This window comes from Planotetraspora thailandica, from assembly GCF_016863335.1.
In the GTDB taxonomy this organism is placed as follows: domain Bacteria; phylum Actinomycetota; class Actinomycetes; order Streptosporangiales; family Streptosporangiaceae; genus Planotetraspora; species Planotetraspora thailandica.
Window position 1 is genome coordinate 1 of record NZ_BOOR01000047.1, and the last position, 23,401, is coordinate 23,401.

Here is a 23,401-nt window from a genome sequence, read left to right on the forward strand (position 1 = left end):
CACGCGGGGGCGCGAGCCGTACGTGTGCGGAAAGGCGTCGAATCGGCTCGAGCTGGTGTGTGACGAAGGCCACAGAGTAATGTTCTGCCATGCATCCGGGAGCCTTCGCGGCGCAGACGCCGGACAAGCCAGCGGTGATCATGGCGGGCTCCGGCCGCGTCATCACCTACCGTGAGTTCGACGAGGAGTCGAACCGGCTGGCGCACCTCTTCAGGGCCGCCGGCCTCCAGCCCGGCGATCACGTCGCGTTCATGCTGGAGAACCACCCGCTGTTCCTGACCATCGCCTGGGCGGCCCACCGCTGCGGGCTGTACTACACGGCGATCAGCTCGCACCTCCAGCCGGAGGAGCTGGCCTACGTCATCGGCAACTGCGGCGCACGCGTGTTCATCTCCTCGGCGAAGCTGGCCGGCGTGGCGAGCTCGGTCGCCGAGGCGACCCCCGGCGTCGAGTTGCGGCTGATGCTGGACGGCGTCGCCCCCGGTTTCGTCTCCTACGAGGAGGCGACGTCGGCGCAGCCCGCCACCCCCGTCGAGGACGAGTGCCAGGGCATGGACATGCTCTACTCCTCCGGCACCACCGGGCGCCCAAAGGGGGTGAAGCCCGCCCTCAGCCATGCGGCCCTGGACGTCGCCGGTCCGCTGATGCGGCTCATCCAGTTCCTGTTCGCCCCGGCCGCCGACAGCGTCTACCTGTCACCCGCCCCGCTTTATCACGCGGCCCCGCTGCGGTTCTGCCTGAACTTCCTGCGGTTCGGGGCGACCGTCGTCGTGATGGAGCGCTTCGACCCGGAGGAGGCGCTGCGGCTCATCGAGGCCCACCGGGTCACCCACGCGCAGTGGGTGCCGACGATGTTCATCAAGATGCTCAAGCTGCCGCCCGAGGCCAGGAAGCGCTACGACCTGTCCTCGCTGACCTGCGCCATCCATGCGGCGGCCCCCTGCCCGGTGCCGGTGAAGGAGCAGATGATCGACTGGTGGGGCCCGATCGTCCACGAGTACTACGCGGGCACCGAGGGCAACTGCTTCCTCTACGTGGGCTCGCGGGAGTGGCTCGAGCACAAGGGAACCGTCGGCCGTCCCCTGCTCGGCCAGGTCCGCATATGCGACGAGGAGGGCGATGAGCTGCCCACCGGCGAGCCCGGCACGGTCTTCATCGAAGGCGGGCCGGCGTTCGTCTACCACGGCGACCCGGACAAGACCCGGGCGGCGCAGGACCCGCGCGGCCGGGGGTGGACCACGCTCGGCGACATCGGCTACGTGGACGAGGAGGGTTTTCTCTATCTCACCGACCGCCGCGCCTACATGATCATCTCGGGCGGAGTGAACGTTTATCCGCAGGAGGCGGAGAACGTCCTGTCCGTCCATCCCAAGGTGGCAGACGTCGCCGTGTTCGGCGTTCCGGACGAGGAGATGGGCGAACAGGTCAAGGCGGTTGTCCAGCCGGCATTTCCCGGCGACGCCGGGCCCGAGCTGGAGTCGGAGCTCATCGCGTACTGCCGCGAGCACTTGGCGCATTACAAATGCCCCAAATCGGTGGATTTCCGCGACGAACTTCCGCGGCATCCCACGGGCAAGTTGTACAAGCGCCATCTGAGGGACGAGTATTGGCCCTCGACGTCGTGACATAAGAACCGCATGCGGTTTCCGCCGGGGGTCACCGCTGATCGCTTAGCGTGACCTTATCGAGGATTTGCCATCGTAGTGGTGTACCGGCGGAGAGCCGGATGACCGGCAGATCCAATGAGGGGGTTGGCGATGAGCTCAGAAGAGCAGGGTCGCGGAAACGACACCGAAGTGCTCCCCGGTAGCGGGTGGAGCCAGTTTGGCAGGACTCCTCCGCAGCAGGGGCAGTACGGCGGTGCCTATGGCTCGTATGGAGGCTATGGACCGTATGACACGGCGCCTTTCGGCGGACAGGTGCCCCCGGCGCCTCCGGCCAAGCCGACCATGTCCGGCAGGCACAAGGTGCTGACAGGGCTTGCCCTCGCCGTCGTGGCCATCGGCGGCGGGGCGACAGGGGCCCTCGTCGCCAACGCCAGTAACGGCGGCCAGACGGTCATCTCCAGCCCGCTCGTCAGCCCGGCGTCGGACACCTCGGTGAACACGATCGCGCAGGTGGCCAAGAACATCATGCCGTCAGTCGTGTCGATCAGGGTGACCACGCCGCAAGGCGGCGGTGAGGGTTCCGGCGTGATCCTTTCGGCCGACGGACTGATCCTGACCAACAACCATGTGGTGGCCGACGTGGCCGACCAGGGCACGGTGAAGGTCAAGTTCAGCGACGGCCGGACGGCCTCGGCGACGGTGAAGGGCACCGATCCCACCACCGACCTCGCCGTCGTCCAGGCGCAGGGCGTGTCGGGCCTGACTCCGGCCTCGCTCGGCGACAGCGACAAGGCCCAGGTCGGCGACGCGGTGCTCGCGATCGGCAGCCCGCTCGGACTGGAGGGCTCGGTTACCTCGGGCATCGTGAGCGCCCTCGACCGCACCCTCACCGAGGGCGACGACGAGCCGCAGCAGCCGGGGTTCCCGTTCGGCGGACAACAGCAGCAGCAGACCCAGGGCGCGACCATCGGCGGCATGATCCAGACGGACGCGGCCATCAACCCGGGTAACTCGGGCGGAGCTCTGGTGAACGCGGCCGGCCAGGTCATCGGCGTCAACACCGCGATCGCGACGTCCGGGCAGAGCTCGGGCAACATCGGCGTGGGCTTCGCGATCCCGATCAACACCGCCAAGCTGGTCGCCGATCAGCTGATCAAGACCGGCAGGGCGACGCACGCCTTCCTGGGCGTGAGCGTGGCCGACGCGACCGGCGACGCGGCCGGCGCTGTGGTCAGTTCGATCACCGCGGGCAGCCCGGCGGAGAAGGCGGGCCTCCAGGACGGCGACCTGATCACCAAGGTCAACGACACGGTGGTCGACAGCGCGGAGACGCTGGTCGGCGCGGTCCGCAGCTCCCGTCCCGGGGACAAGGTGGCCATCACCTACTCCCGCAACGGCAAGACCTCGACCGTCACGCTCACCCTCGCGGAGCAGACGGCCACCAGCTGACCGATCACGACACCATTCAGGACGGCATCGCCGGCGGCTCCCGCCGGCGATGCCGTTTCGCCGTTCAGCGGGGTTTTACAGCGCTGTCTTCAGGGGCGCCGGATCATGGCCTCCGACTCCCACATGTCCCGGTAGTACCCCGGCGTCGCGACCAACTCGGCATGGGTTCCGCGCTGGGCGACCCGGCCGGCCTCGAGCACGACGATCTGGTCCACCTGCTCCAGCCCGCGGAGCCGGTGGGTCACCATCAGCGTCGTACGGCCCCGCGTCGTGTCGAGCAGATCGGCCAGCAGCGCGTCGGCGGTCTCCTCGTCGAGGGCCTCGGCGGGCTCGTCGAGCAGCAGCACCTGCGGGTCGAACAGCAGGGCCCGCGCGAGCGCGAGACGTTGGAGCTGCCCGCCGGAGACCGTTCTGCCGTCTTCGCCCAGCATGGTGTCCCACCCGGTGCGCTCCGCCCACCCGTCCAGCCGGGCCCGCCGTACGGCATGGGCCAGGTCGTCGTCGGAGGAGGAGGGCCCCGCGAGCTTGAGGTTGTCGCGCAGCGTGGCCTGGAACACGTATGGGTCCTGAGTCAGCCCCGTCATCCGCGCGCGCACGTCGTCGGAGTCGTACTCCCGGATGTCCAGCCCGTTGATGCGGATATGTCCGGATTCGATGTCGACCGTGCGCATGAGGGCGGCCAGCAGCGTGCTCTTCCCCGCACCGCTCGGGCCCACGACGGCGACCCGGCTGCCAGGCTCCAGCCGCAGGCTCACCCCGTTGAGCGCGGGCTCCCGATCGCCGTGCCGTACGACGAGGTCCTCGATCTCCACGGTCAGCGGGGGTTCAGGCGGCGCGGCGGGCCGGGCGGGTTCGGCCACGGCGGGAGGCGTCGCGGCGATCTCCCGCAGCCGCCTCAGTGCCGCGAGCACTCCGGCGAAGCGTTCGCCGGCCGCCGCGAGCGGCAGCACCGGTTCGAAGGCGACCAGGGAGGTCAAGGCCAGCACGGCCGTGGCGACGCCGTCCAGGTCGGCGGCGGACGCGGCCAGCACGACGGCGACGACGGTCAGGCCCTGCACGAGCACTCCCAGGCCGAGGCCCGCGGCGTCGACGCGCGAGCGCCCGCGCTCCAGCGCGGCGAGCCGCTCGTCGGCGCGCATCCCGGCGGCGAGGGCCTGGCCCTGCGCGCCGTAGGCGGCGAGGTCGGCCGCCCCGTGCACGAGGTCGGCGGCGCGCGCGGCCAGGTCGGCCCTGGCCGGCGCGATGCGGGCCGACCACCTGCGGGCGGCGACCGCCGTGCCGGCGGGCAGGAGCGCGCCCGCGACCAGCAGCCCCGCCGCCAGCACGAGCGCGGCCCCGGGCAGCACGACGGCGGCGACGACGACCGCCGCGGTCCCGGCGAGCAGCGCCGCGAGGGCGGGCAGCAGGCACCTTACGAGCAGGTCCTGCACCGCGTCGGTGTCGTCGACCATCCGGCTGAGCAGGTCGGCGCCCCGGCGCGGCAGCGGTCCCGCGGGGATGAGCGCCCTGTAGAGGTGTTCGCGGGTGCCCGCCTGCGCCCGCAGCGCGACGTCGTGCCCGGACAGGCGTTCGCCGTATCGGAAGAGCCCGCGCGTGGTGGCGAAGGCGCGGACCGCCACGATCGCGACCGACAGCGCCGCCAGGGGCGGTTGCTGCGCGGCTCTGGTGATCATCCAGGCGGCGCAGGCGATCAGCGCGATTCCGGCGAGATCCGCGGCCGCGCCGGCGAGGGTGGCGACGGCGAGCCTGCGGGCCATTCCGGGTGCGAGGAATCGCAGGGGCCGTTCACGACGCATGCGGGTCACCGCCTGCGGGCACGCGTGCGTGGTCGTTTAGGCGGACGACCCGGTCGGCCAGCTCGATCATGGCGGGACGGTGGGCGACGATGAGGGCCGTGCGGCCCGCCGACAACCGCCGGGTGGCCTCCACGATGGCCGACTCGCTCCTGCCGTCCAGGCGCGCCGTCGGCTCGTCGAGCAACAGCACCTCGGCCGACGGGCGGCAGAACGCCCGGGCCAGCGCGATCCGCTGGCGTTGCCCCGCCGACAGGTTCGCGCCGCGCTCGCCGAGCTCTGTCTTATACGCCTGCGGCAGGGCCTCGGCGAACTCGGCCGCCTGGGCGGCCGCGGCAGCCGTACGGATCTCCTCGGGGGAGGCGGACGAGCCCAGGGCGATGTTGGCGGCGACGGTCGCGGCGAACAGGTGGGGCCGCTGCGGCACGAACGCGAGGCGCAGCCGCCACAGGTCGAGGTCGAGACCGGCGAGGTCGTCGCCGTCGATCAGCACCCGGCCTTCGGACGGCTGGACGAACCCGAGCAGCAGGTGGAGCAGCGTGCTCTTCCCCACTCCGCTGGGGCCCACGATCGCCACCCGCTCGCCGGGGGCGATGTCGAGCGTGACGGAGTCGAGCGCGGCGTCCTCGCGGCCGGGGTAGCGCACGGTGACGCCGTCCAGCCGTATCCCGGGCGGTGCATGATCACGGACGCGTTTGCGCAGGCCGGCGAGCTGCGGCCGAACTTCTGCATGATCACGCACGCGTTCACGCAGGTTGGAGGCTTGTGGTCGAACTTCTGCATGATCACGGACAGGTTCGTGCAGGTCGGGGGCCTGCCCGCGAACTTCTGCATGATCACGCGAGAGGGGAGGGGTGATGACGGAGAAGGCCTGGTCGGCGGCGGCGACCCCCTCCATCGATGCGTGGAAGGTGGTGCCCATCATGCGCAGCGGGAGGTAGGCCTCGGGGGCGAGCAGCAGCACGAGCAGCGCGGTGTGCAGGTCGAGGGAGCCCGACAGCAGCCGCAGGCCCACGGGTACGGCCACCAGGGCGAGCGACAACGATGCGACGAGCTCCAGCACCAGCGACGACAGGAAGGCGACCCGGAGGGTCCGCATGGTCGCCGTCCGGTGGGCCGCGGCGACCTCGCGGATCACCGAGGCCTGGTGGCGGGCCCGGCCGAAGGCCCGCAACGTCGGCAGGCCGCGCACGACGTCGAGGAAGTGGCCGCCCAGCCGGCTGAGGGCCTCCCACTGGCGCTGGGTCACCGCCCGGGTGGTCCAGCCCACGAGCGCGCCGAAGACCGGAATGAGGGGCAGCGTGACCAGCACGATGATCGCGGTCTCCAGGTCGGCCACGAAGAGCCGCACCACGACCGCGATCGGGACGACCCCCGCGACGGCCACCGCGGGCAGGTAGCCCGTCAGGTAGGGATCGAGGGCGTCGAGCCCGCGGCCGGCCAGCGTGACCAGCTCGCCGGAGCGCCGGGAGCCCGCGTCGGGCTCGCCGAAGCGCGGCAGAAGCCTGCGGCGCAGCGCCGTCTTGAGCGCGGTGGCCGTACGGCCCGCGAAGACGCCGCGCGCCCAGCCGAGCAGTCCCCGCGCCGCGACGACGAGGGCCAGGGGGAAGAGGGCGGCCACGGCGAAGCGGCCGGACAACACCCCGGCCAGTAGTTCGGCCTGCACGAGCACGAGGACCCCGGCCGCGACCGCCGCCGCAAGGCAGGCGACGAGGTGGAGACGGACGGTCCCTTCGGATCGCGCGAGCCGCAGCAGGTCCTTGTGCAACGCCGCCCCAATCACGACCTAGACGAGCACGCTCAGAAGAACGTCGGCAGAGCGCCCCTGCGGAAGGTGCGCCACACCCATATTTGCGCCCCGATCAGGATCGGTGCGCATGGCAACACGATCGCACCGAGGGTGGTCAGTGTCTCGGGCGGGGCGGCGTAGCCGACGACCCCGGAGCCCACGGCGGCCAGGGCCAGGGCGGCGGGCGCCGCGGCGGCGCAGGCGCTCAGCAGGAGGGCGCGCCCGCTGCGCCTGGCCCCGCGTACGGCCGGGTCGCCGGGCAGCCGCCATGCCGCGAAGGTCCAGCCGTGCAGGCAGAACGCCAGGGCGACCACGATCCCGGCGGCGACGCCGGCGAGCGGGGGAGCCGACAGCCCGTTGGCGAGTGCGACCAGGATCACGCCCCAGGTCAGGGCCAGCCCGGTGGAGCCGAGGCAGACCGCGGCGTCCCACACCCGGCGCCAGATCGCTCCGTCGGCCCTGCGGCGGAACCACAGGCCGGCGTCCCGGACGATCCACGACAGCAGCAGCGTCACCACCAGGGGGTAGAGTCCGCTGAGCACCTCGCCCTCCAGGGAGGGGAAGGCGCCGAACAGCACGCCGGCCACCGCCACCAGCCACACCTCGCCGGCCAGGACGAAGGGCGCCATCGCACCGACCAGCCGGTCGCGGGCGTCCTGCGAGCGTCCCAGCACGGGCAGCAGGATGCCGAGCCCGATGTCGAAGCCTTCGAGGGCGAAATAGCCGAGCAGCAAGGCGGCGAGCACGCCGAACCAGAAGATCTCCATGGTCGTGTGGTCCTCAGAGGGAGTGGGCGGGCACGGGCGCGGGGTCGGCGGGCCGGTCCGGCATGCCGAGGGCCACCTGCCCCGGCCCCCGCCGTACGGCACGGGCGATCAGCAGGTAGTCGACGAGCGCGAGCAGGCCGAGCACGCCGGCGAAGGCGGCGAAGGAGCCGGTGACAGCGGCCTTGGACAGGCCTGGCGTCATGGCGTCGGCGACGGAGAGCCTGCCGTACACGAGCCAGGGCTGGCGGCCCACCTCACGCACGAGCCAGCCGGCGATGGCCGCGACGAACGGCAGCGGGACGATCAGCATCAGCACGGGGTGGAGCCAGCGCCAGCGGGCGATCCAGTTCTTGATCAGCAAGGGCAGCAGGACGAACATCACGGCGAACTGGCCGAGCTGGCCGATCGTGATCATCAGCCCGAGCGCGCCTCCGGGCACGGCGCCGTCGAACTTGCCCTGCTGCACCGACTCGATCACGCCGAACTGCGCGTATCCGAACCCGACGGTGAACAACGACCCGATGAACGACGTCCAGACGCCCAGCCGCAGGGACCGGGTGAAGAACTCCCGCTCGGGGGTGCGCCGGAACAGGTGGTAGGCGCTGGCGCCCATGACGACGAAGCCGCCCGCCCACAGGCCGGCGCTGATCACGTGGGGGAGCGCGAAGACCAGGCTCGGGTTGGTGAGCAGGGCGCCGAAGTCGCGTAGCACGAGGCGTCCGCCCTGCTCGACCGCGCCCGCGGGGTGCTGGAGGAACGAGTTGGCCACCATGATCCAGAAGGCCGACGCATAGGCGGTCAGCGTTACCAGCCAGATGCAGGCCACATGGAGCGCCTTGGGCAGCCGGTGCCAGCCGAAGATCCATAACCCGAGGAACGTGGACTCCAGGAAGAAGGCGACCAGCGTCTCGATGGCGAGCGGTGCGCCGAAGACGTCGCCCGCGTAGTGCGAAAGGCCGCTCCAGTTCAGCCCGAACTGGAACTCCATGACCAGGCCGGTGAAGATGCCGAGCGCGTAGTTGATCACGTAGATCTGGCCCCAGAAACGGGTCATGCGCTCGTGCAGCGGGTTCCCGCCGGCCGCATAGCGGGTGTGCATGATCGCGACGAGGGGGGCCAGTCCGAGCGTCAGCAGGACGAACAGGAAGTGCAGGCCGCCCGTGACGGCGAACTGCATCCGGGCGAGGTCGACGACGTCCACGAGGCTCCTCGATGCGTAGGGGGTCTACATATAGACAGCCTACATGTAGGCTGTCTGCATGACGAACCGGGATAGGCTTCGGCCGTGAACGCCGACTCTTTGCGGGGGCACATGGACGCCCTGCTGCTGTCCGTGGTGGAGCATGAACCCCTGCACGGCTACGCCATCATCGAGGCCCTGCGCGAGCGCAGCGGCGGCGCTCTCGACGTGCCGACCGGCACCGTCTACCCGGCGTTGCGCCGGCTGGAGCGGATGGGCTGGCTGACGAGCGAGTGGGCCACGGAGGGCGGCCGCAAGCGGCGCACCTACCGCCTGACCGACTCGGGGCGCGCGGCGCTCGCGGGGGAGCGTTCGGCGTGGAATTCGTTCACGACGGCGATCGGCAGCGTGCTCGACCCGTCGCGGTGAACGCGGCTGTGGCGGACGCAGAGCGCCGCGCTGAGCAGCTGCCAGGCCGACAGGGCGTAGGTGATCAGTGAGAGGGCCACTCCGGGGGCGTAGTCGACGAACCCCGGAGGCCCGCCCGCGCCCTGCGCGAGAGCCGTGCCCAGCACGGCGGTGACGAGGATCTGGGTCAGCACGGCGATGCCCAGCACCCGGGTGAGCACCCTCGGCCGCCGCACCACCCGCAGCCCCCGCCCGAACGCGAACAACGCGAGACCGGCCGCCAGTCCCGTCGCGAGCTGGGTGTAGTCGATGATCCTGCTGACGGTCCAGAACCACCACGGCGGGGCGGGCGCGGCGACGGGTTCGGGGAAGACCTTCCAGATCAGGCTCCACATCAGCGCCGTCACGGGAACGCTCACGAACAGCAGGGCGGCGGTCCTGCGGCCCTGCGCCACCGCGAGCTCCTCCTGGAAGGCCGGGGCGACCTCGGCCACCGACCCGAAGTCGGCCACGGCGAGCCGCTCGGCCTCCGCCCGGTCGTACCCCTCGTCCGCGTAGGCCAGCGCGGCGTCGGCGAGGCCGTCACGCGCCTCGGCGAGCAGGTCGCGCTTCGCCCGGACGGGCCCGTGGAGGGCGCGGCGCAGCCCGATCACGTAGTCGTCGATCGGACCTCTGACCGCCATCCGCCCTCCCCGGGTTTCCCTCCCAAGCCGCCTTCCCCGGGAGCGCCGTCAGCGTATGGGCGATCAGGGAAATGCGCCATCGGGGTGAACCCTGACCCTGACCCTTAGTCGATTCCAGATATTTTGTCTTTTGGTCGTTTCGGCCTGGCAACACCTCATTAATCCGCGTAGGAGAATCTAGGGGCGGAGAGTGAGGCGGACTGTGGATCAGGCGAAAATCGTGGTGGGCATCAGCGGCTCGGCGGCGTCGGCCGCCGCGTTGCGTTGGGCCGCGGCCGAGGGCCGCCTGCGGGGCGCTCGGGTGCGCGCGGTGTACGCCTGGGAGTGGTCGGGTGGCTACCACGCCCCGTACGCGCCGCTGGCCGGCCGGGTCTCCCGTGAGGACGAGCGCAGGGACGCCGCCGAGATGGCCGAGCGGGCCGTCCGGGAGCTGGGCGGGGCGCACGTGGAGTCCGCCGTCATCGAGGGGCCGCCCGCCCAGGTGCTGCTGAACGCCGCCGCCGGCGCAGACCTCCTCGTGCTCGGGTCCGACGAGGCGGCCGCCGGGCCGTACCCGATGATCAACCCGGTCGTGGCCGCCTGTCTTCTGCGGGCGCACTGCCCGGTCGTCGTGGTGCTGCCCGGAATGGAGCACGAGCGCACAGGAATGCTCGCCAAGACCGGCTGAGACGAACCCGGGATCGCGCAATGGCATGACACGTACGTCCCGCAGCTTCACCTGTTGGCAAGTTCATACGATTTCATTCTGTAGTCACCTTTAAGACCGGCCGTGCCGGTCATGTGCTCATAAAGTCCGGGTCATGGTTCCTTTATCCCGTGCTTATGAGCATGCCCGCGGCCGTCTTCGGTGGCCGTCGTCCAGGCGCGTTCTCCGCACCGCTGCCGCGGTCGCGGCGGTCGGCGTCATGGCCGTCGGCATCACCGTCGTCTCGCTGACCCCCGCGTCCGCCGAGCCCGGCACCGTGGTGATCAGCCAGGTGTACGGCGGAGGCGGCAACAGCGGCGCTCCGCTGACCAACGACTACGTCGAGTTGTTCAACCGCAGCGCGGACACCGTCTCGCTGGACGGCTGGTCGGTCCAGTACGCCAGCGCCACCGGCACCGGGGCGTTCGCCTCCAACAAGGTGGATCTGGCGGGCTCCCTCGCACCGGGGCGCTTCCACCTCGTCCAGCTCTCGGCGGGCGCGACTCCCAGTGGACCGCTCCCGCCCGCGGACACCACCGGGAACCTGGCCCTGAGCGGCACGGCCGGCAAGGTCGCGCTGGTCCGCTCGGCCACCGGCCTGGCCTGCAACGGCGGCTCCATCCCGTGCACCCCCGAGCAGACGGCCCAGATCGCCGACCTCGTCGGGTACGGCACGGCCAACTACTTCGAGGGCGCCGCGGCCCCCGCGCTGACCAACTCCACCGCCGCGATCCGCAAGGACGGCGGCTGCGCCGACACCGACGACAACGCGGCCGACTTCGCGGCCGCGGCGCCCGCGCCGCGCAACTCCGCGACCGCCGCCGCCCCCTGCGGCGGTGCGACCCCCAGCCCCACCCCGACGCCGACACCGTCGGACACCCCGACCCCGACGCCCACGCCGACCCCCACTCCGACGCCGGACGATCCGTCGTCGTGCGCGGTGCCGGTGACGCGGGAGATCGCCGAGGTCCAGGGATCCGGTGACGCCTCGCCGCTGGCCGGCCAGAAGGTCAGGGTCGAGGGAGTGGTGACCGCCGACTTCCAGGGCACCAACCAGCTGAGCGGGTTCTACATTCAGGACCCGACGCCGGACGCCGACCCGGCCACCTCCGACGCGGTGTTCGTGTTCACCTCCACGCCCGCCGCCCTCGGCGACCGGGTGCGGGTCAGCGGAACCGTCACCGAGTTCAACGGCCTCACCGAGCTGTCCTCGGTGTCCGCCGTGGACGTCTGCGGCACCGGCACGGTCAAGACCACGAAGGTCAACCTGCCCCTCGCCTCGGGTAAGACCCTCGAGTCGCTGGAGGGCGTGCTCGTCACCTTCCCCCAGACGCTCACCGTCTCCGAGGTCTACAACCTGGGCCGCTTCGGCGAGATGACCCTGTCGACCAAGGGCCGGCTCTTCCAGCCGACCGACCGTGACGGCGTCGACCCGGCCGACAACGACGCTCGCCGCATCCTGCTGGACGACGGATCCAACGTGCAGAACCCGCCGGTCCTGCCGTACCACACGAACGGCTCCAACACCGTGCGCGTGGGCGACGGGACGACCGGGCTGACCGGCATCCTGACCTACGGGTTCGACCTCTACCGGGTGGAGCCGACCTCGCCGGTCGTCTTCACGGCCGACAACCCCCGCCCCGCCCCGCCGGCCAAGGTGGGCGGCAACGTCCGTGTGGCGAGTCTCAACACCCTCAACTGGTTCACGACGCTGAACTCGCGCGGCGCCAACACCGACGGGGAGAAGCAGCGCCAGCTCGCCAAGCTCGTCGCCACGCTGAAGGGCCTCAACCCGGACGTGGCCGGCCTCATGGAGGTCGAGAACAACGGCACCACCGCGCTGAACGCGCTGGTCGACGCCCTGAACGCCGAGGTGGGCGCCGGCACCTACAAGGGGATCGTCGGGCCGGTCGCCGGAACGGACGCCATTCGGGTCGCGTTGATCTACAAGCCCGCCGTGGTGAGGCCCGTGGGCGCGGCCCAGTCCTCCACGGACCCGGTGTTCCGCCGGCCGCCGCTGATCCAGATGTTCCAGCGCACCAGGGACAACGACGACGGCAAGGTGTTCACCATGATCGTCAACCACTTCAAGTCGAAGGGCTGCGACGGCGCGACCGGGGCGGACCTCGACCAGGGTGACGGTCAGAGCTGCTTCAACGCCGAGCGCGTGCGCCAGTCGCAGGCCGTGCTCGGGCTGATCGACACGTTCAACCTGCCCAACCCGGTCGTGGCCGGCGACCTCAACGCCTACGGCGAGGAGGACCCGATGCACGTCCTGGAGGCCGGGCAGCTCACCAGCGTGAGCAAGAAGTTCATCGACAAGCAGGACCGCTACAGCTACGTCTTCGACAGCCTGTCGGGCGAGCTGGACCACGTGCTGGTCGGCAAGCAGCTGCTCAAGAAGGTGACCGGGGCCACGATCTGGCACATCAACGCCGACGAGGGCCGGTTCATGGACTACAACACCGAGTTCAACCCGCCGTCGCTGTACTCGCCGGGGGCCTTCCGCTCCTCCGACCACGACCCGCTGCTGTTCGGGCTCGACCTGAGCTGACGCGGATCGCCTTCAGCCCGCCGCCGGGCCGGGGAGGTCCCCCTTCCCGGCGGCGGGCCCCTGCGCCTGGCGGGCCAGCCGCGGATAGCGCATGTCGAAGGCCGGTCGCTCCGACCGGATCGGCGGCAGGAAATGGAAGTTGTGGCGCGGCGGCGGGCACGTGGTGATCCACTCCAGTGAGTTGCCGTTGCCCCAGGGGTCGTTCACGGTCACCCGTTCGCCGCGCCGCGCCGTGAGCCAGATGTTGTAGAAGAACGGCAGGTTCGAGGCCCCCAGCAGGAACGCGCCGGCGCTGGACAGCATGTTGAGCGTCGTGAAGCCGTCGACGGGGGAGTAGTCGCCGTACCGGCGGGGCATCCCGCTGATGCCGAGCCAGTGCTGGACGAGGAACGTCACCTGGAAGCCGATGAAGACCATCCAGAAGTGGATCTTCCCGAGGGTTTCGTTGAGCATCGTCCCGGTGAACTTGGGCCACCAGAAGTAGAACCCGCCGAACATCGCGAACACGACGGTGCCGAAGAGCACGTAGTGGAAGTGGGCGACGACGAAGTAGCTGTCGGTCACGTGGAAGTCCAGCGGGGGCGAGGCGAGGATGACGCCGGTGAGCCCGCCGAGCAGGAACGTGGCGAGGAACCCGACCGCCCACAGCATGGGAGTCTCGAAGGTGAGGTGCCCGCGCCACATCGTGCCGGTCCAGTTGAAGAACTTCACCCCGGTCGGCACCGCGATCAGGAAGGACATGACCGAGAAGAACGGCAGCAGCACCTGGCCGGTGGCGAACATGTGGTGGGCCCACACCGTCATCGAGAGCCCGGTGATCGCCATCGTCGCCCCCACCATGCCGATGTAGCCGAACAGGGGCTTGCGGCTGAAGACGGGAATGATCTCCGTGATGATGCCGAAGAAGGGCAGGGCCACGATGTAGACCTCGGGGTGCCCGAAGAACCAGAAGAGGTGCTGCCAGATCAGCGGGCCGCCGGTGGCCGAGTCGTAGATCCGGGCGCCCAGCTTGCGGTCGGCCTCCAGCACGAGCAGCGCGGCGGCCAGCACCGGAAAGGCCAGCAGCACCAGGATCGAGGTGAAGAACACGTTCCACGTGAAGATCGGCATGCGGAACATGTGCATGCCCGGGGCCCGCATGGTGATGATCGTCGTGATGAAGTTGACGGCCCCGAGGATGGTGCCGAGGCCGGACAACGCCAGTCCCATGATCCACAGGTCGGCGCCGGGCTCAGGGCTGAAGGTCCGGCTGTTCAGCGGCGAATAGGCCGTCCAGCCGAAGGCCGGCGGACCGCCGGCCACGAATCCGCTGAGCACCATCACGCCGCCGAACAGGAACAGCCAGAAGCTGACCATGTTGAGCCGGGGGAAGGCCACGTCCGGGGCGCCGATCTGCAGCGGCATGATCTCGTTGGCGAACCCCGCGAACAGCGGCGTCGCGAAGAGCAGCAGCATGATCGTGCCGTGGATGGTGAACATCTCGTTGTAGCGCTGCAGGTCGACGAACTGCATCCCCGGCTCGACCAGCTCCGCGCGGATCACCATCGCCGCCAGGCCGCCGATGAGGAAGAAGCCGAACGAGGCGATCAGGTACATGTGCCCGATCACCTTGTGGTCGGTGCTGGACAGCCAGGACGCGAGCAGCGCGCCGATCGACCGGTCGCGCTCAGGGACGGGCCGTACGGCCTGAGTGGTCATGCGGTTGCTCCTTTTGCGAGGAGGTCGCGTGTCCCTGATACCCGGCACCACCACGTGGAATGCTGAGATCGCTTCCTTGGTTGTGCATCCTGGAACCGGAAGAAAGGAGTCGCCCAGTGGCGACCATCGAGGTAACCGAGCAGAATTTCAACGAGATCGCCGACAAGGGCATCGTGCTGCTGGACTTCTGGGCGTCGTGGTGCGGCCCCTGCCGCAGCTTCGCCCCGATCTACGAGAAGGCCTCTCAGGAGCACGCCGACATCACGTTCGGCAAGATCGACACTGAGGCCCAGCCCGCGCTCGCGCAGGGCTTCGACATCACGGCCATCCCCACGATCATGGCCGTCAAGGACGGAATCGTGGTCTTCGCCCAGCCGGGCGCGCTCCCCGGGCCCGCCCTGGAGAGCCTGATCAGCCAGGTGCGCAACCTGGACATGGACGCGATCCGTGCCGAGATCGCCGCGGAGACCGCGCAGGCCGCTCCGACCGCTCAGGAGGGCTGAGCCTTCGCCCGGCCGACCGGCCCTGTTCCCAAGGGCCGGTCTCCGGGCGGATCGGATCAGCTGGAGCGGTACAGCTCGGCGACCCGGAAGGCCAGGTCGAGCGACTGCCCACGGTTGAGGCGGGGATCACAGGCCGTCTCGTAACGCAGCGCCAGGTCCTCTTCGGCGATCTCGTGGCCGCCGCCGACGCACTCGGTCACGTCGTCGCCGGTGAACTCGATGTGGACGCCGCCGGGGTGGGTTCCGAGCGCGCGGTGCACCTCGAAGAAGCCCGCCACCTCGTCAAGGACGTCGTCGAGGCGGCGGGTCTTGAAGCCGCTCTGCGCCTCGAAGGTGTTGCCGTGCATGGGGTCGCAGATCCACCCGACCGTGGCGCCGCTGGCCCTGACCTTCTCCACCAGCGTCGGGAGGGCGTCGCGGACCTTGCCTGCCCCCATCCGGCTGATGAAGGTCAGCCGGCCTGGCTCGTTGTCCGGGTTCAGCTTCTCGATCAGCGCGATGGCTTCTTCGGGCGTCGTCGTCGGGCCCAGCTTCACCCCGATGGGGTTGCGGATCCGGCTGAAGAACTCCACGTGTGCCCCGTCGAGCTGCCGGGTGCGCTCGCCGATCCAGACCATGTGGGCCGACACGTCGTACGGCAGGCCCGTCCGCGAGTCGATCCGCGTCAGCGCGCGGTCGTAGTCGAGGATCAGGGCCTCGTGGGAGGAGTAGAACTCCACGGTGTGGAACTCTTCTGGCTCGGCGCCGCAGGCGCGCATGAACGCCAGGGCCTGGTCGATCTCCCGGGCGAGTTTCTCGTAGCGACGGCCGGCGGGCGACTCGGCGACGAAGTCCTGGTTCCAGGCGTGCACCTGGCGCAGGTCGGCGTAGCCGCCCTTGGTGAAGGCGCGGGCGAGGTTCAGCGTGACGGCGGAGGAGTGGTAGGCCCGCAGGAGCCTGCCCGGGTCAGGCGTGCGGGCCTCGGGGGTGAAGTCGAACCCGTTCACCATGTCGCCGCGGTAGGCGGGGAGCTCCACGCCGTCGCGGGTCTCCGAGCCGCTGGAGCGGGGCTTGGCGAACTGGCCGGCCAGCCTGCCGATCTTGACGACCGGCACCCGGCCCGCATAGGTGAGCACGATCGCCATCTGCAGCAGCGTCTTGAGCTTGTTGCGGACGTTCTCCGCGGTCGCTCCGGCGAAGGTCTCGGCGCAGTCGCCGCCCTGGAGCACGAACGCCTCGCCCCTGGCGACGGCGGCCAGGCTCTGCTTGAGCTGGTCGCACTCGCCCGCGAACACCAGCGGGGGCAGCGTCTTCAGCTCGTCGACGACCCTGTCGAGGTGGGTGCGGTCGGGCCAGTCGGGCTGCTGGGCCGCAGGCAGGTCACGCCACATGTCGAGATGCTTAGAGCTCACGACAGACTAGGTTATGACACCTGTCTCACAGTTCGCCTCCAGGTGTCCGTGTAGTGAGATCACTTTTGGACCGCTGTTGGGGCCAGCCGTACGTGCTCGGGAAGAACGCCGAGCCCCACGAATCGGCGGGCGAGGCGGCTGACGACCGGCAGACGGGACAGGTCGCGGGGCAGCGTGACGTCCTTCGCGTCGAGCGTGGGGCCGATGAGACGGTCCTGCACGAAGCGCTGGGCGGTCTGGGTGATCACGGTGGGGATCTTCCGGCGCCGCTCCACCCGGGCCAGCAGCGACTCGGGCGCCCGGCCGCTCTGCAGCGCGGGGCCCACGATGTTTGCCGTGGCGACGGCGTCCTGCACCGCGAGGTTGATCCCGACGCCGAAGACCGGGGACATGGCGTGGGCCGCGTCGCCGATGAGCAGCAGCCCCGGCAGGTGCCAGCGGCGGAGCCTGTTCAGGACCACCCGGAGCACGCTCACGTCGCCGAAATCCGCCAGGCGGCCGACCTCGTCCGCCAGGAACGGCAACATCCCGGCCACGGTGGAGCGCAGCGTGCCGATGCCGCCGGCCTCCAGCGCGTCGTAACCCCCTTTGGGGATCACGTACGCGAGCTGCCAGTAGTCCCCGCGGTTGATCGCCACCATCAGGTGATTGCCGGACGCGCGGAGGAAGGGCTGGTCGGGGTCGTCGTCCTGGCGCGGCAGGCGGAACCAGACGACGTCCATCGGAGCGCCGAACTCCTTGGGCACCAGCCCGGCGGCCCGCCGCACGTCGGAGCCGCGCCCGTCGGCGCCGACCGTGAGCGTCGCGCGGATCTCGTGCTCACGGCCCGACTCGTCGTGGTAGCGCACGCCGTGGACCGCGCCCGCCTCCTTGACGAGATCGGTGACGTGGGCGTTCATCACGAGCCTGAAGTTCGGATATCTGCTCGCCTCCGTCGTGATCAGCGTGAGGAAGTCCCACTGCGGCACGAACGCGATGTAGCGATACCTGCCGGGAAGGCGGCGCAGGTCGGCCACGGGGACGACGGCGTCGTCGGTCCGCAGCGCCAGGGAGTGCACCTTGCGGTGGGGGAGCCGGTGGAACCGCTCCGCCAGACCGAGCTCGTCGAGCACCTGGAGGGTCGACGGGTGGATGGTGTCGCCGCGGAAGTCGCGCAGGAAGTCCCCGTGCTTCTCCAGGAGCGTCACGTCCACGCCGGCACGGGCGAGAAGGAGGGCCAAGACGGCTCCCGCCGGGCCCCCGCCCGCGATCACACATGTCGTCCGCATAATTCATCACCCATTGAAATCATGGCACACGACCGGCGGGATCCGCCTGATCCATCCTGCACCGCCTACGTGTCGCGCAGGTCGGCGAGACTGCGCTCCAGGCTGCGGGTGGCCAGGTCGCGGATCCTGGCGTAGGACTCCTCCGGATACTGCCGGGGGCCGTTCTCTACCAGCAGGATCAGGTACAGGTAGACCCGGTACAGCGCGACGCGGGTGCGGGCGGCCTCGGTGAGCTCGAGCGTGCCGCCCGCGTCGAGGTATCCCGCCACGAGAGGGTCGTCGTCCCGGATCTCCTCGAAGATCGTAGGTGTGACGAAGTCGGCCAGCGGGTCGCCCCAGAACGCCCGCTCGTGGTCGATCAGTGCCTGGATGCGCCCGGATCCGGCGCCCGGCCCTCGGGTCAGGAACACGTTGCCCGGCCAGACGTCGAAGTGCACGAGTGACGGGCTGACCACCTCGTCGAGGGCGGGGGACGCGGTCTCGATCAGCGCGGCGATCTCAGGGACGGCTGCGGGCAGCGGGGTGGCGTAGTGGACCGCGTCGCCGAGCAGCGCGCCGGTCATGGCGCCGAAGGCGTCCCGCCAGGTCGGGCCGGTGAGCCCGGCGTGCGGATAGCCGAACACGCCCGTCCCGGGGATCGCGTGCAGGCGGGCCAGATGACGGCCGAGCTCGTACCGGACCGCCTCCTCGTCTTCGGGCGGAAGGGTGACCTGGTTCCACGGCACGCCGTCGAGCGCCGACAAGATGAGGTGGTCGCCGCCGAGGGCCGGATCGTCGAACGACGCGTGGAGCAGGGCGGGCAGCGGCAGTCCCGCGGGCCCGGCCAGCTCGTAGACCGCGGCCTCCGTGCGGAGGAGATGACGTTCGTAGGTGAGCAGCCGCAGACCGGGTGGGGGGCCGACCTTCAGCACGACCTCCCGCCCGTCGTCCAGGCCGAGCCGCCACACGGCGTTGGCGAAGCCGTCGGCGAGCTCATTCGACGTGAGCACCCCCGCGCCCAGCGCGGCGCGGATGAGCGTGTCGAGCTCGGCGACCGACAACCGCCGCTTCGTCCGGCTCTCCACGCCGCTAGTCCTGCGGGCTGAATCCGGAGATCGTCCAGGATGCCTCGTGCTCGTCTCCCGGCTTGAGGACGATCAGGTCGGTGCCCGAGTTGAACGCGTCGGGCGGGCAGGTCATCGGCTCGATCGCCAGCCCGTGGTGGCCGAGGCCCGTACCGGTGCAGACCTGCACCCACGGCATCCGCGCCGGGTCCCATGAGACCTCCGCGCCGCCGTCGGGGCCGCTGATCCGCACGCGCCCGGTCGTCAGGCCCGTGAAGGCGTGGTCGATCGCGGTGCCGGCGACCACACTTGGGCTCCGGAAGTCGTACGGCGTGGCCGCCACGTCCTCCAGCGACACCGGGGCGAGCACGTCGTCGGTCAGCAGCACCAGACCGGCGGGCAGGTCGAGCTCGTAATCCTCCACCCGGGGCCCGGCGAGCAGCCACGGGTGCGGGCCGCAGCCGTAGGGGGCGGCGTCCTCGCCGGTGTTGCGGGCCGTCAGCGTCGTCGTCAGGCCGGCGGGCGAGAGGGAGTAGCGCACGTCGAGTTCGATGCGGAAGGGGTAGCCCGGCGTGGGCTCGATGACACGCGTGAGCCGTACGAAGCCGTGTTCGCCGGGCACGTGCTCGGCGCAGGCCCAGTCGGCGTCGCCGACCAGGCCGTGCAGCGCGTGGCCCCGCCCGGGCTCGGTGACGGGGAGGTCGCGCCGCACACCCTCGAACTCGTAGGTGGCGCCGACGACGCGGTTGGGCCAGGGCGCCAGGAGCGCGCCGCTGAAGAAGGGGATCGGGCCCTCCTGTGGCCAGGGCGTCACGATGTCGCGGCCGTGGTGTCGCAGGATCCGGAGCGCGCCGCCCCGCGAGCTGATGGCCGCTTCGTAGCCGTCGCCGAGGATGGTGTAGTCGGGCACGGGGGAGTCCTCTCAATCACGGCAGCCACAACAACGCATGTCATGGTATGCCGCGCAATCAGCCCATTTTCGATGGGCTGATCATAACCAGCGTGGGAGCGCTCTCCCAGCTTGGTGAGCGGGCCCATCCCTCTCGCACACGGCGCGTGAAACGTTCATTCGCCGCCGTACGCGCCGAGCAGCATGTCGACCTCGGCGGCGACCGCGGCGAATTCGCGCTCCGGCTCGGCGGAACGGGCCAGCACAAGGGCGGCCTCGCACAACGCGCCGAGCAGCAGGCGGCCGCGCAGGGCGGCGTCTCCCGGCCGCAGCCCCCCGTCGCGTTCGGCCCGCCGCAGCCCGGCGGTGAGCAGCGCGGTCACGTGCTCGTCCTCGATCTCGCGCACGGCGTCCCTGCCGAGTACGGCCGGGCCGTCGAGCACGATGATCTGCCGAACCGCCGGGTCCATGCAGGCGCGGAGGAAGGCGTGCGCGCCCAGCCTGACCGCCTCCCAGCCGTCCCGCGCGCCCGACGCCTCCGCGACGAGCCGCTCGGCCAGCTGTTCCTGCGCCCGGGTGAAGACCGCGGCGAACAACGCCGTCTTTCCGGCGAAGTGGTGGTAGACGGCACCCTTGGTGACGCCTGCCGCCGCCGCGACCTCGTCGATCGAGACCGCGGCGTACCCGTCCCTGCCGAACGACTTCGCCGCCGCCTCGACCAGTTCGGCCGTCGTGGCCTGCGACCTTTCGGCCTGCCTCCGCCTGGCCATCCCCTGACCCCTCCCGTCTTGACCGCCTCCGACCGGCATGGGTAGCTTACATACCGCAAGTACGTACTACGAGTATGTAAATGGAGGTGCGATGTCCGACTTCGTGAACCGCTGGGCCGCCTTCTGGAGTGCCCCCGACCCCGATCGGGTGCACACTCTCGCGGCGCCCGGCATCGTGCTGCGCTACCCCGGGCAGGCCGAGCCGATCAGGGGCATCGAGGCGTGGAAGGCGCGCGTCGCGTCCGTCGTGGAGCGCTTCCCCGACGTCCGCTTGGAGATCACTCACCACGCCACCAGCGGCGACCTCTGCTTCATCAGCTGGAGGGCCACCGCGACCTCCGAGGGAACGCCGATCTCCTGGGAGGGCATCGACCGGATGCTGCTGAAGGATGGAGTGGTGGTCGACTCCATGGTCGCCTTCGACCCGGCGGGGCCGCGCCCCCGCGCAGCCTGACTGTCAGCGCAGCTCGCCGCTCTTGATGACGTCGCGGTACCACAGGGCGCTGTCCTTGGGCGTCCTGTGCAGCGTCGCATAGTCGACGTAGACGATGCCGAACCGCTGGCCGTACCCCTCGGCCCATTCGAAGTTGTCCAGCAGCGACCAGACGTTGTAGCCCTCCACGCGGGCGCCCGCCTCCATCGCACGGTGCAGGGCGGTCAGGTGGTCGCGCAGGAAGGCGATGCGGTCCCCGTCCCGGACCCGGCCGTCGGGGCCGGGCCGGTCGGGGGCCGGCATCCCGTTCTCGGTGATCACCAGCGGCACCGACGGATAGTCGTCGGTCAGCCGCACGAGGATGTCGTGCAGGCCGTCCGGGTAGATCTCCAGCCATTCGGCCTGGGCGGTGGGATGCAGGAAGACGCGCTGCCCGTCGCCGTTCACGAAGACCGGCGTGTAGTACTGCACGCCGAGCAGATCGATCGGCTCGCTGATCGTCGCGAGGTCGCCCTCGAGGACGTGCTCCAGCATGGGCCCGCGCGCGGCCAGCCACCGCAGGGTGTCGTCCGGGTAGCGGCCGTGGAAGATCGGGTCGAGGTAGAGCCGGTTCTCGAGGCCGTCCCTGTGCCGGGCGGCCTCACGGGCCGCCGGGCTGTCGTCGGCAGGATAGGCCGGGTGCAGGTTCAGCGCCGGGCCGATCCGCCGGCCCGGGCGCAGGGCGTGCAGCGCCCGCGCGGCCAGTCCGTGGGCCAGCAGCAGATGGTGGCAGGCGACGTAGGCCCGGCCGAGGTCACGCACGCCGGGGGCGTGGACGCCCTGGCGGTAGCCGCTCTCCACGATGGTCTTGGGCTCGTTGACGGTCAGCCAGTCGTCGACGTCCAGCGCCTCGAACATGATCGCGGCATAGTCGGCGAACCGGGCGGCGGTGTCGCGGCTCTCCCATCCGCCCCGCTCTTGGAGGGCCTGCGGGAGATCCCAGTGGAAGAGCGTGGCCATGGGCCGGATGCCGCGCTCGGCCAGCCCGTCGACGAGGCGGCGGTAGAAGTCGATGCCCTTCTGGTTCGGGGTGCCCGACCCCGACGGCTGGATGCGCGGCCAGGCGATCGAGAAACGGTAGTTGCGCAGGCCGAGGTCGGCCATGAGGTCCAGGTCCTCGCCGAGGCGGTGGTAGTGACCTGCCCCGGGCTCCCCGGTCTCGCCGTTCCTGACGTTGCCGGAGGTCTCGGCGAAGACGTCCCATGTCGACCTGCCCCGGCCGTCCTCGTGGGTCGCCCCCTCGACCTGGTAGGCCGACGTGGCCGCACCCCATACGAATCCGTCGGGAAACCGCAGGCCGTCCATGTGTCTCCTCAGAGGTTCCGAGCGCTTGGGGAGCGCTCCCAATTTTTACGGGAGATCCTCCCGCGTGTGGAAGAAGCGTGATCGTCCGGTCAGGCGGAGCCGCGGATCACCAGGTGGGTGTCCAGGATGACGACCGGCTGCTCGAGTGGTTCGTCGTTGATCCGCGCGATCAGCAGCTGCACCATCTGCCTGCCCATCGCCTCGGTCGGCTGGTGGACGCTGGTGAGGGGCGGATCGGTGTGCAGCGCGACCTTCGAGTCCTCGAACCCGATGATCGCGACGTCGCCCGGCACCGACCTGCCGTGCTCGCGCAGGACCCGCAGCGCGCCCACCGCCATCGGGTCGGAGGCGGTGAAGACGGCGTCCAGATCGGGGTGCCGTTCCAGCAGCTCCCGCATCGCCGCCTCGCCGCTCTCCTCGGAGAAGTCCCCATAGGCAACCCGATCGCTCATGCGGGTGGCCAGCAACGCGTCGCGGTACCCGGCGAGACGATCGACGCCCACGCCCATGTCCTGGGGGCCTGCGATGGTGGCGACCCGGGTCCTGCCCTTGGACAGCAGATATTTGACCGCCTGGCGGGCACCCGCCCGGTTGTCCATGTCGACGTAGCTGTACGGGTCGAGCCCCACCGGCCGGCCACCGAGGACCGTCGGCACGCCGAGATGCTCCAGCCGGCCTGGCAGGGGATCGGCGCCGTGCACCGAGGTGAGCAGCACGCCGTCGACGTGCTGCCCCGTCAGGTACTGCTCCAGGCGTTCGTGCTCCAGCCGGTTCTGGGCCATGGTGAGGATCAGCTGCAGACCCGTCTCGGACAACGCCGAGCCGATCCCGCGGATGAGGCCCGCGAAGTAGGGTTCGTCGAACACCCGCTGCTCCGACTCCGACACCACCAGCGCGATGGTGTCGGTCCGGTTGGTCACCAGGGTCCGGGCGGCCCGGTTGGGCACGTAGCCCAGCTCCTCGATCGCGAGCAGCACAGCGTCCCGGGCCTTCTCGCTGACCTTCGGCGAACCGTTGATGACACGTGAAACAGTGCCGCGGCCGACACCGGCACGGGCGGCGACCGCTTCAAGGGTCGGTCGTGCTCCCACGCGGCGGTCCCCGTTCATCTCCCGGTTCCCCCTCATCTGCAGGTGCCCCTCAAACG

The 23,401-nt window shown here is 70.5% G+C and carries 20 protein-coding genes; 7 read left to right on the forward strand and 13 right to left on the reverse strand.

Going from position 1 to position 23,401, the window contains the following annotated elements; all coding sequences use genetic code 11:
* The first annotated feature begins 89 nt into the window (after nt 1-89).
* Both Pth03_RS27555 and Pth03_RS27560 read left to right on the forward strand, forming a co-directional pair.
* Complete coding sequence (locus Pth03_RS27555) at nt 90-1,625, forward strand: AMP-binding protein (RefSeq protein WP_203947314.1); 1,536 nt, start codon at nt 90-92, stop codon at nt 1,623-1,625.
* Between the two features lie 294 nt (nt 1,626-1,919).
* The gene (locus Pth03_RS27560; RefSeq protein WP_239119412.1) at nt 1,920-3,056 is read left to right on the forward strand and encodes a S1C family serine protease; all 1,137 of its coding nucleotides are present in this window, start codon (nt 1,920-1,922) and stop codon (nt 3,054-3,056) included.
* A gap of 89 nt (nt 3,057-3,145) precedes the next feature.
* Here the strand turns inward: Pth03_RS27560 and cydC are convergent, their stop codons facing one another.
* Genes cydC through Pth03_RS27580 form a run of 4 tightly spaced genes read right to left on the reverse strand, consistent with a single transcriptional unit; the run spans nt 3,146 to nt 8,606 of the window.
* Nucleotides 3,146-4,852, reverse strand: coding sequence for a thiol reductant ABC exporter subunit CydC (gene cydC / locus Pth03_RS27565; RefSeq protein WP_239119413.1), 1,707 nt, complete (start codon nt 4,850-4,852; stop codon nt 3,146-3,148).
* On the reverse strand, nt 4,842-6,632 hold the full coding sequence (gene cydD, locus Pth03_RS27570) for a thiol reductant ABC exporter subunit CydD (protein ID WP_239119414.1): 1,791 nt from the start codon (nt 6,630-6,632) through the stop codon (nt 4,842-4,844). The genes cydC and cydD overlap by 11 nt, the downstream gene beginning before the upstream one ends.
* Nucleotides 6,633-6,649: 17 nt before the next feature.
* Complete coding sequence (locus tag Pth03_RS27575) at nt 6,650-7,405, reverse strand: cytochrome d ubiquinol oxidase subunit II (protein WP_203947316.1); 756 nt, start codon at nt 7,403-7,405, stop codon at nt 6,650-6,652.
* A 13-nt stretch (nt 7,406-7,418) separates the two neighbouring features.
* Nucleotides 7,419-8,606: a cytochrome ubiquinol oxidase subunit I gene (locus Pth03_RS27580; protein WP_203947317.1), complete on the reverse strand. Its 1,188-nt coding sequence runs from the start codon at nt 8,604-8,606 to the stop codon at nt 7,419-7,421.
* Nucleotides 8,607-8,690: 84 nt separating this feature from the next.
* On the opposite strand from Pth03_RS27580, the gene Pth03_RS27585 reads away from it, so the two are divergent.
* Nucleotides 8,691-9,014: a PadR family transcriptional regulator gene (locus Pth03_RS27585; protein ID WP_203947318.1), complete on the forward strand. Its 324-nt coding sequence runs from the start codon at nt 8,691-8,693 to the stop codon at nt 9,012-9,014.
* On the opposite strand, the gene Pth03_RS27590 is transcribed toward Pth03_RS27585, so the two are convergent.
* Nucleotides 8,912-9,676: a permease prefix domain 1-containing protein gene (locus Pth03_RS27590; RefSeq protein ID WP_203947319.1), complete on the reverse strand. Its 765-nt coding sequence runs from the start codon at nt 9,674-9,676 to the stop codon at nt 8,912-8,914. The two genes, Pth03_RS27585 and Pth03_RS27590, sit on opposite strands and share 103 nt — an antisense overlap.
* Nucleotides 9,677-9,878: 202 nt before the next feature.
* On the opposite strand from Pth03_RS27590, the gene Pth03_RS27595 reads away from it, so the two are divergent.
* Together Pth03_RS27595 and Pth03_RS27600 are read left to right on the forward strand one after the other, a co-directional pair.
* Nucleotides 9,879-10,343, forward strand: a complete 465-nt coding sequence (locus tag Pth03_RS27595) for a universal stress protein (protein WP_203947320.1) — start codon at nt 9,879-9,881, stop codon at nt 10,341-10,343.
* Nucleotides 10,344-10,476: 133 nt separating this feature from the next.
* Entirely contained in the window at nt 10,477-12,915 is a 2,439-nt protein-coding gene (locus tag Pth03_RS27600) for an ExeM/NucH family extracellular endonuclease (RefSeq protein ID WP_239119415.1), read from the forward strand.
* Between the two features lie 12 nt (nt 12,916-12,927).
* Here Pth03_RS27600 and ctaD read toward each other — a convergent pair whose 3' ends face one another.
* Entirely contained in the window at nt 12,928-14,613 is a 1,686-nt protein-coding gene (ctaD, locus tag Pth03_RS27605; RefSeq protein WP_203947321.1) for an aa3-type cytochrome oxidase subunit I, read from the reverse strand.
* A gap of 116 nt (nt 14,614-14,729) precedes the next feature.
* Between ctaD and Pth03_RS27610 the strand changes: the two genes are divergently transcribed.
* Nucleotides 14,730-15,116: a thioredoxin family protein gene (locus Pth03_RS27610; protein WP_203947322.1), complete on the forward strand. Its 387-nt coding sequence runs from the start codon at nt 14,730-14,732 to the stop codon at nt 15,114-15,116.
* 56 nt (nt 15,117-15,172) lie between these two features.
* On the opposite strand, the gene Pth03_RS27615 is transcribed toward Pth03_RS27610, so the two are convergent.
* The 5 genes from Pth03_RS27615 to Pth03_RS27635 form a co-directional block, all read right to left on the reverse strand.
* The gene (locus tag Pth03_RS27615) at nt 15,173-16,507 is read right to left on the reverse strand and encodes a class II 3-deoxy-7-phosphoheptulonate synthase (protein WP_444544178.1); all 1,335 of its coding nucleotides are present in this window, start codon (nt 16,505-16,507) and stop codon (nt 15,173-15,175) included.
* A 59-nt stretch (nt 16,508-16,566) separates the two neighbouring features.
* Nucleotides 16,567-17,775, reverse strand: a complete 1,209-nt coding sequence (locus Pth03_RS27620; protein WP_203947323.1) for an FAD-dependent oxidoreductase — start codon at nt 17,773-17,775, stop codon at nt 16,567-16,569.
* 65 nt (nt 17,776-17,840) lie between these two features.
* Nucleotides 17,841-18,839, reverse strand: coding sequence for a phosphotransferase family protein (locus tag Pth03_RS27625; protein WP_203947324.1), 999 nt, complete (start codon nt 18,837-18,839; stop codon nt 17,841-17,843).
* 4 nt (nt 18,840-18,843) lie between these two features.
* Nucleotides 18,844-19,728 (reverse strand): aldose 1-epimerase family protein, encoded by an 885-nt coding sequence (locus Pth03_RS27630; RefSeq protein WP_203947325.1) that lies wholly within the window; start codon nt 19,726-19,728, stop codon nt 18,844-18,846.
* Nucleotides 19,729-19,883: 155 nt separating this feature from the next.
* Nucleotides 19,884-20,477 (reverse strand): TetR/AcrR family transcriptional regulator, encoded by a 594-nt coding sequence (locus Pth03_RS27635; protein ID WP_203947326.1) that lies wholly within the window; start codon nt 20,475-20,477, stop codon nt 19,884-19,886.
* 91 nt (nt 20,478-20,568) lie between these two features.
* On the opposite strand from Pth03_RS27635, the gene Pth03_RS27640 reads away from it, so the two are divergent.
* Nucleotides 20,569-20,931: a nuclear transport factor 2 family protein gene (locus Pth03_RS27640; RefSeq protein WP_203947327.1), complete on the forward strand. Its 363-nt coding sequence runs from the start codon at nt 20,569-20,571 to the stop codon at nt 20,929-20,931.
* Nucleotides 20,932-20,934: 3 nt separating this feature from the next.
* Here the strand turns inward: Pth03_RS27640 and Pth03_RS27645 are convergent, their stop codons facing one another.
* Complete coding sequence (locus tag Pth03_RS27645) at nt 20,935-22,254, reverse strand: GH1 family beta-glucosidase (protein ID WP_203947328.1); 1,320 nt, start codon at nt 22,252-22,254, stop codon at nt 20,935-20,937.
* Nucleotides 22,255-22,343: 89 nt separating this feature from the next.
* Nucleotides 22,344-23,363, reverse strand: coding sequence for a LacI family DNA-binding transcriptional regulator (locus Pth03_RS27650; protein WP_203947329.1), 1,020 nt, complete (start codon nt 23,361-23,363; stop codon nt 22,344-22,346).
* Between the last annotated feature and the right edge of the window lie 38 nt (nt 23,364-23,401).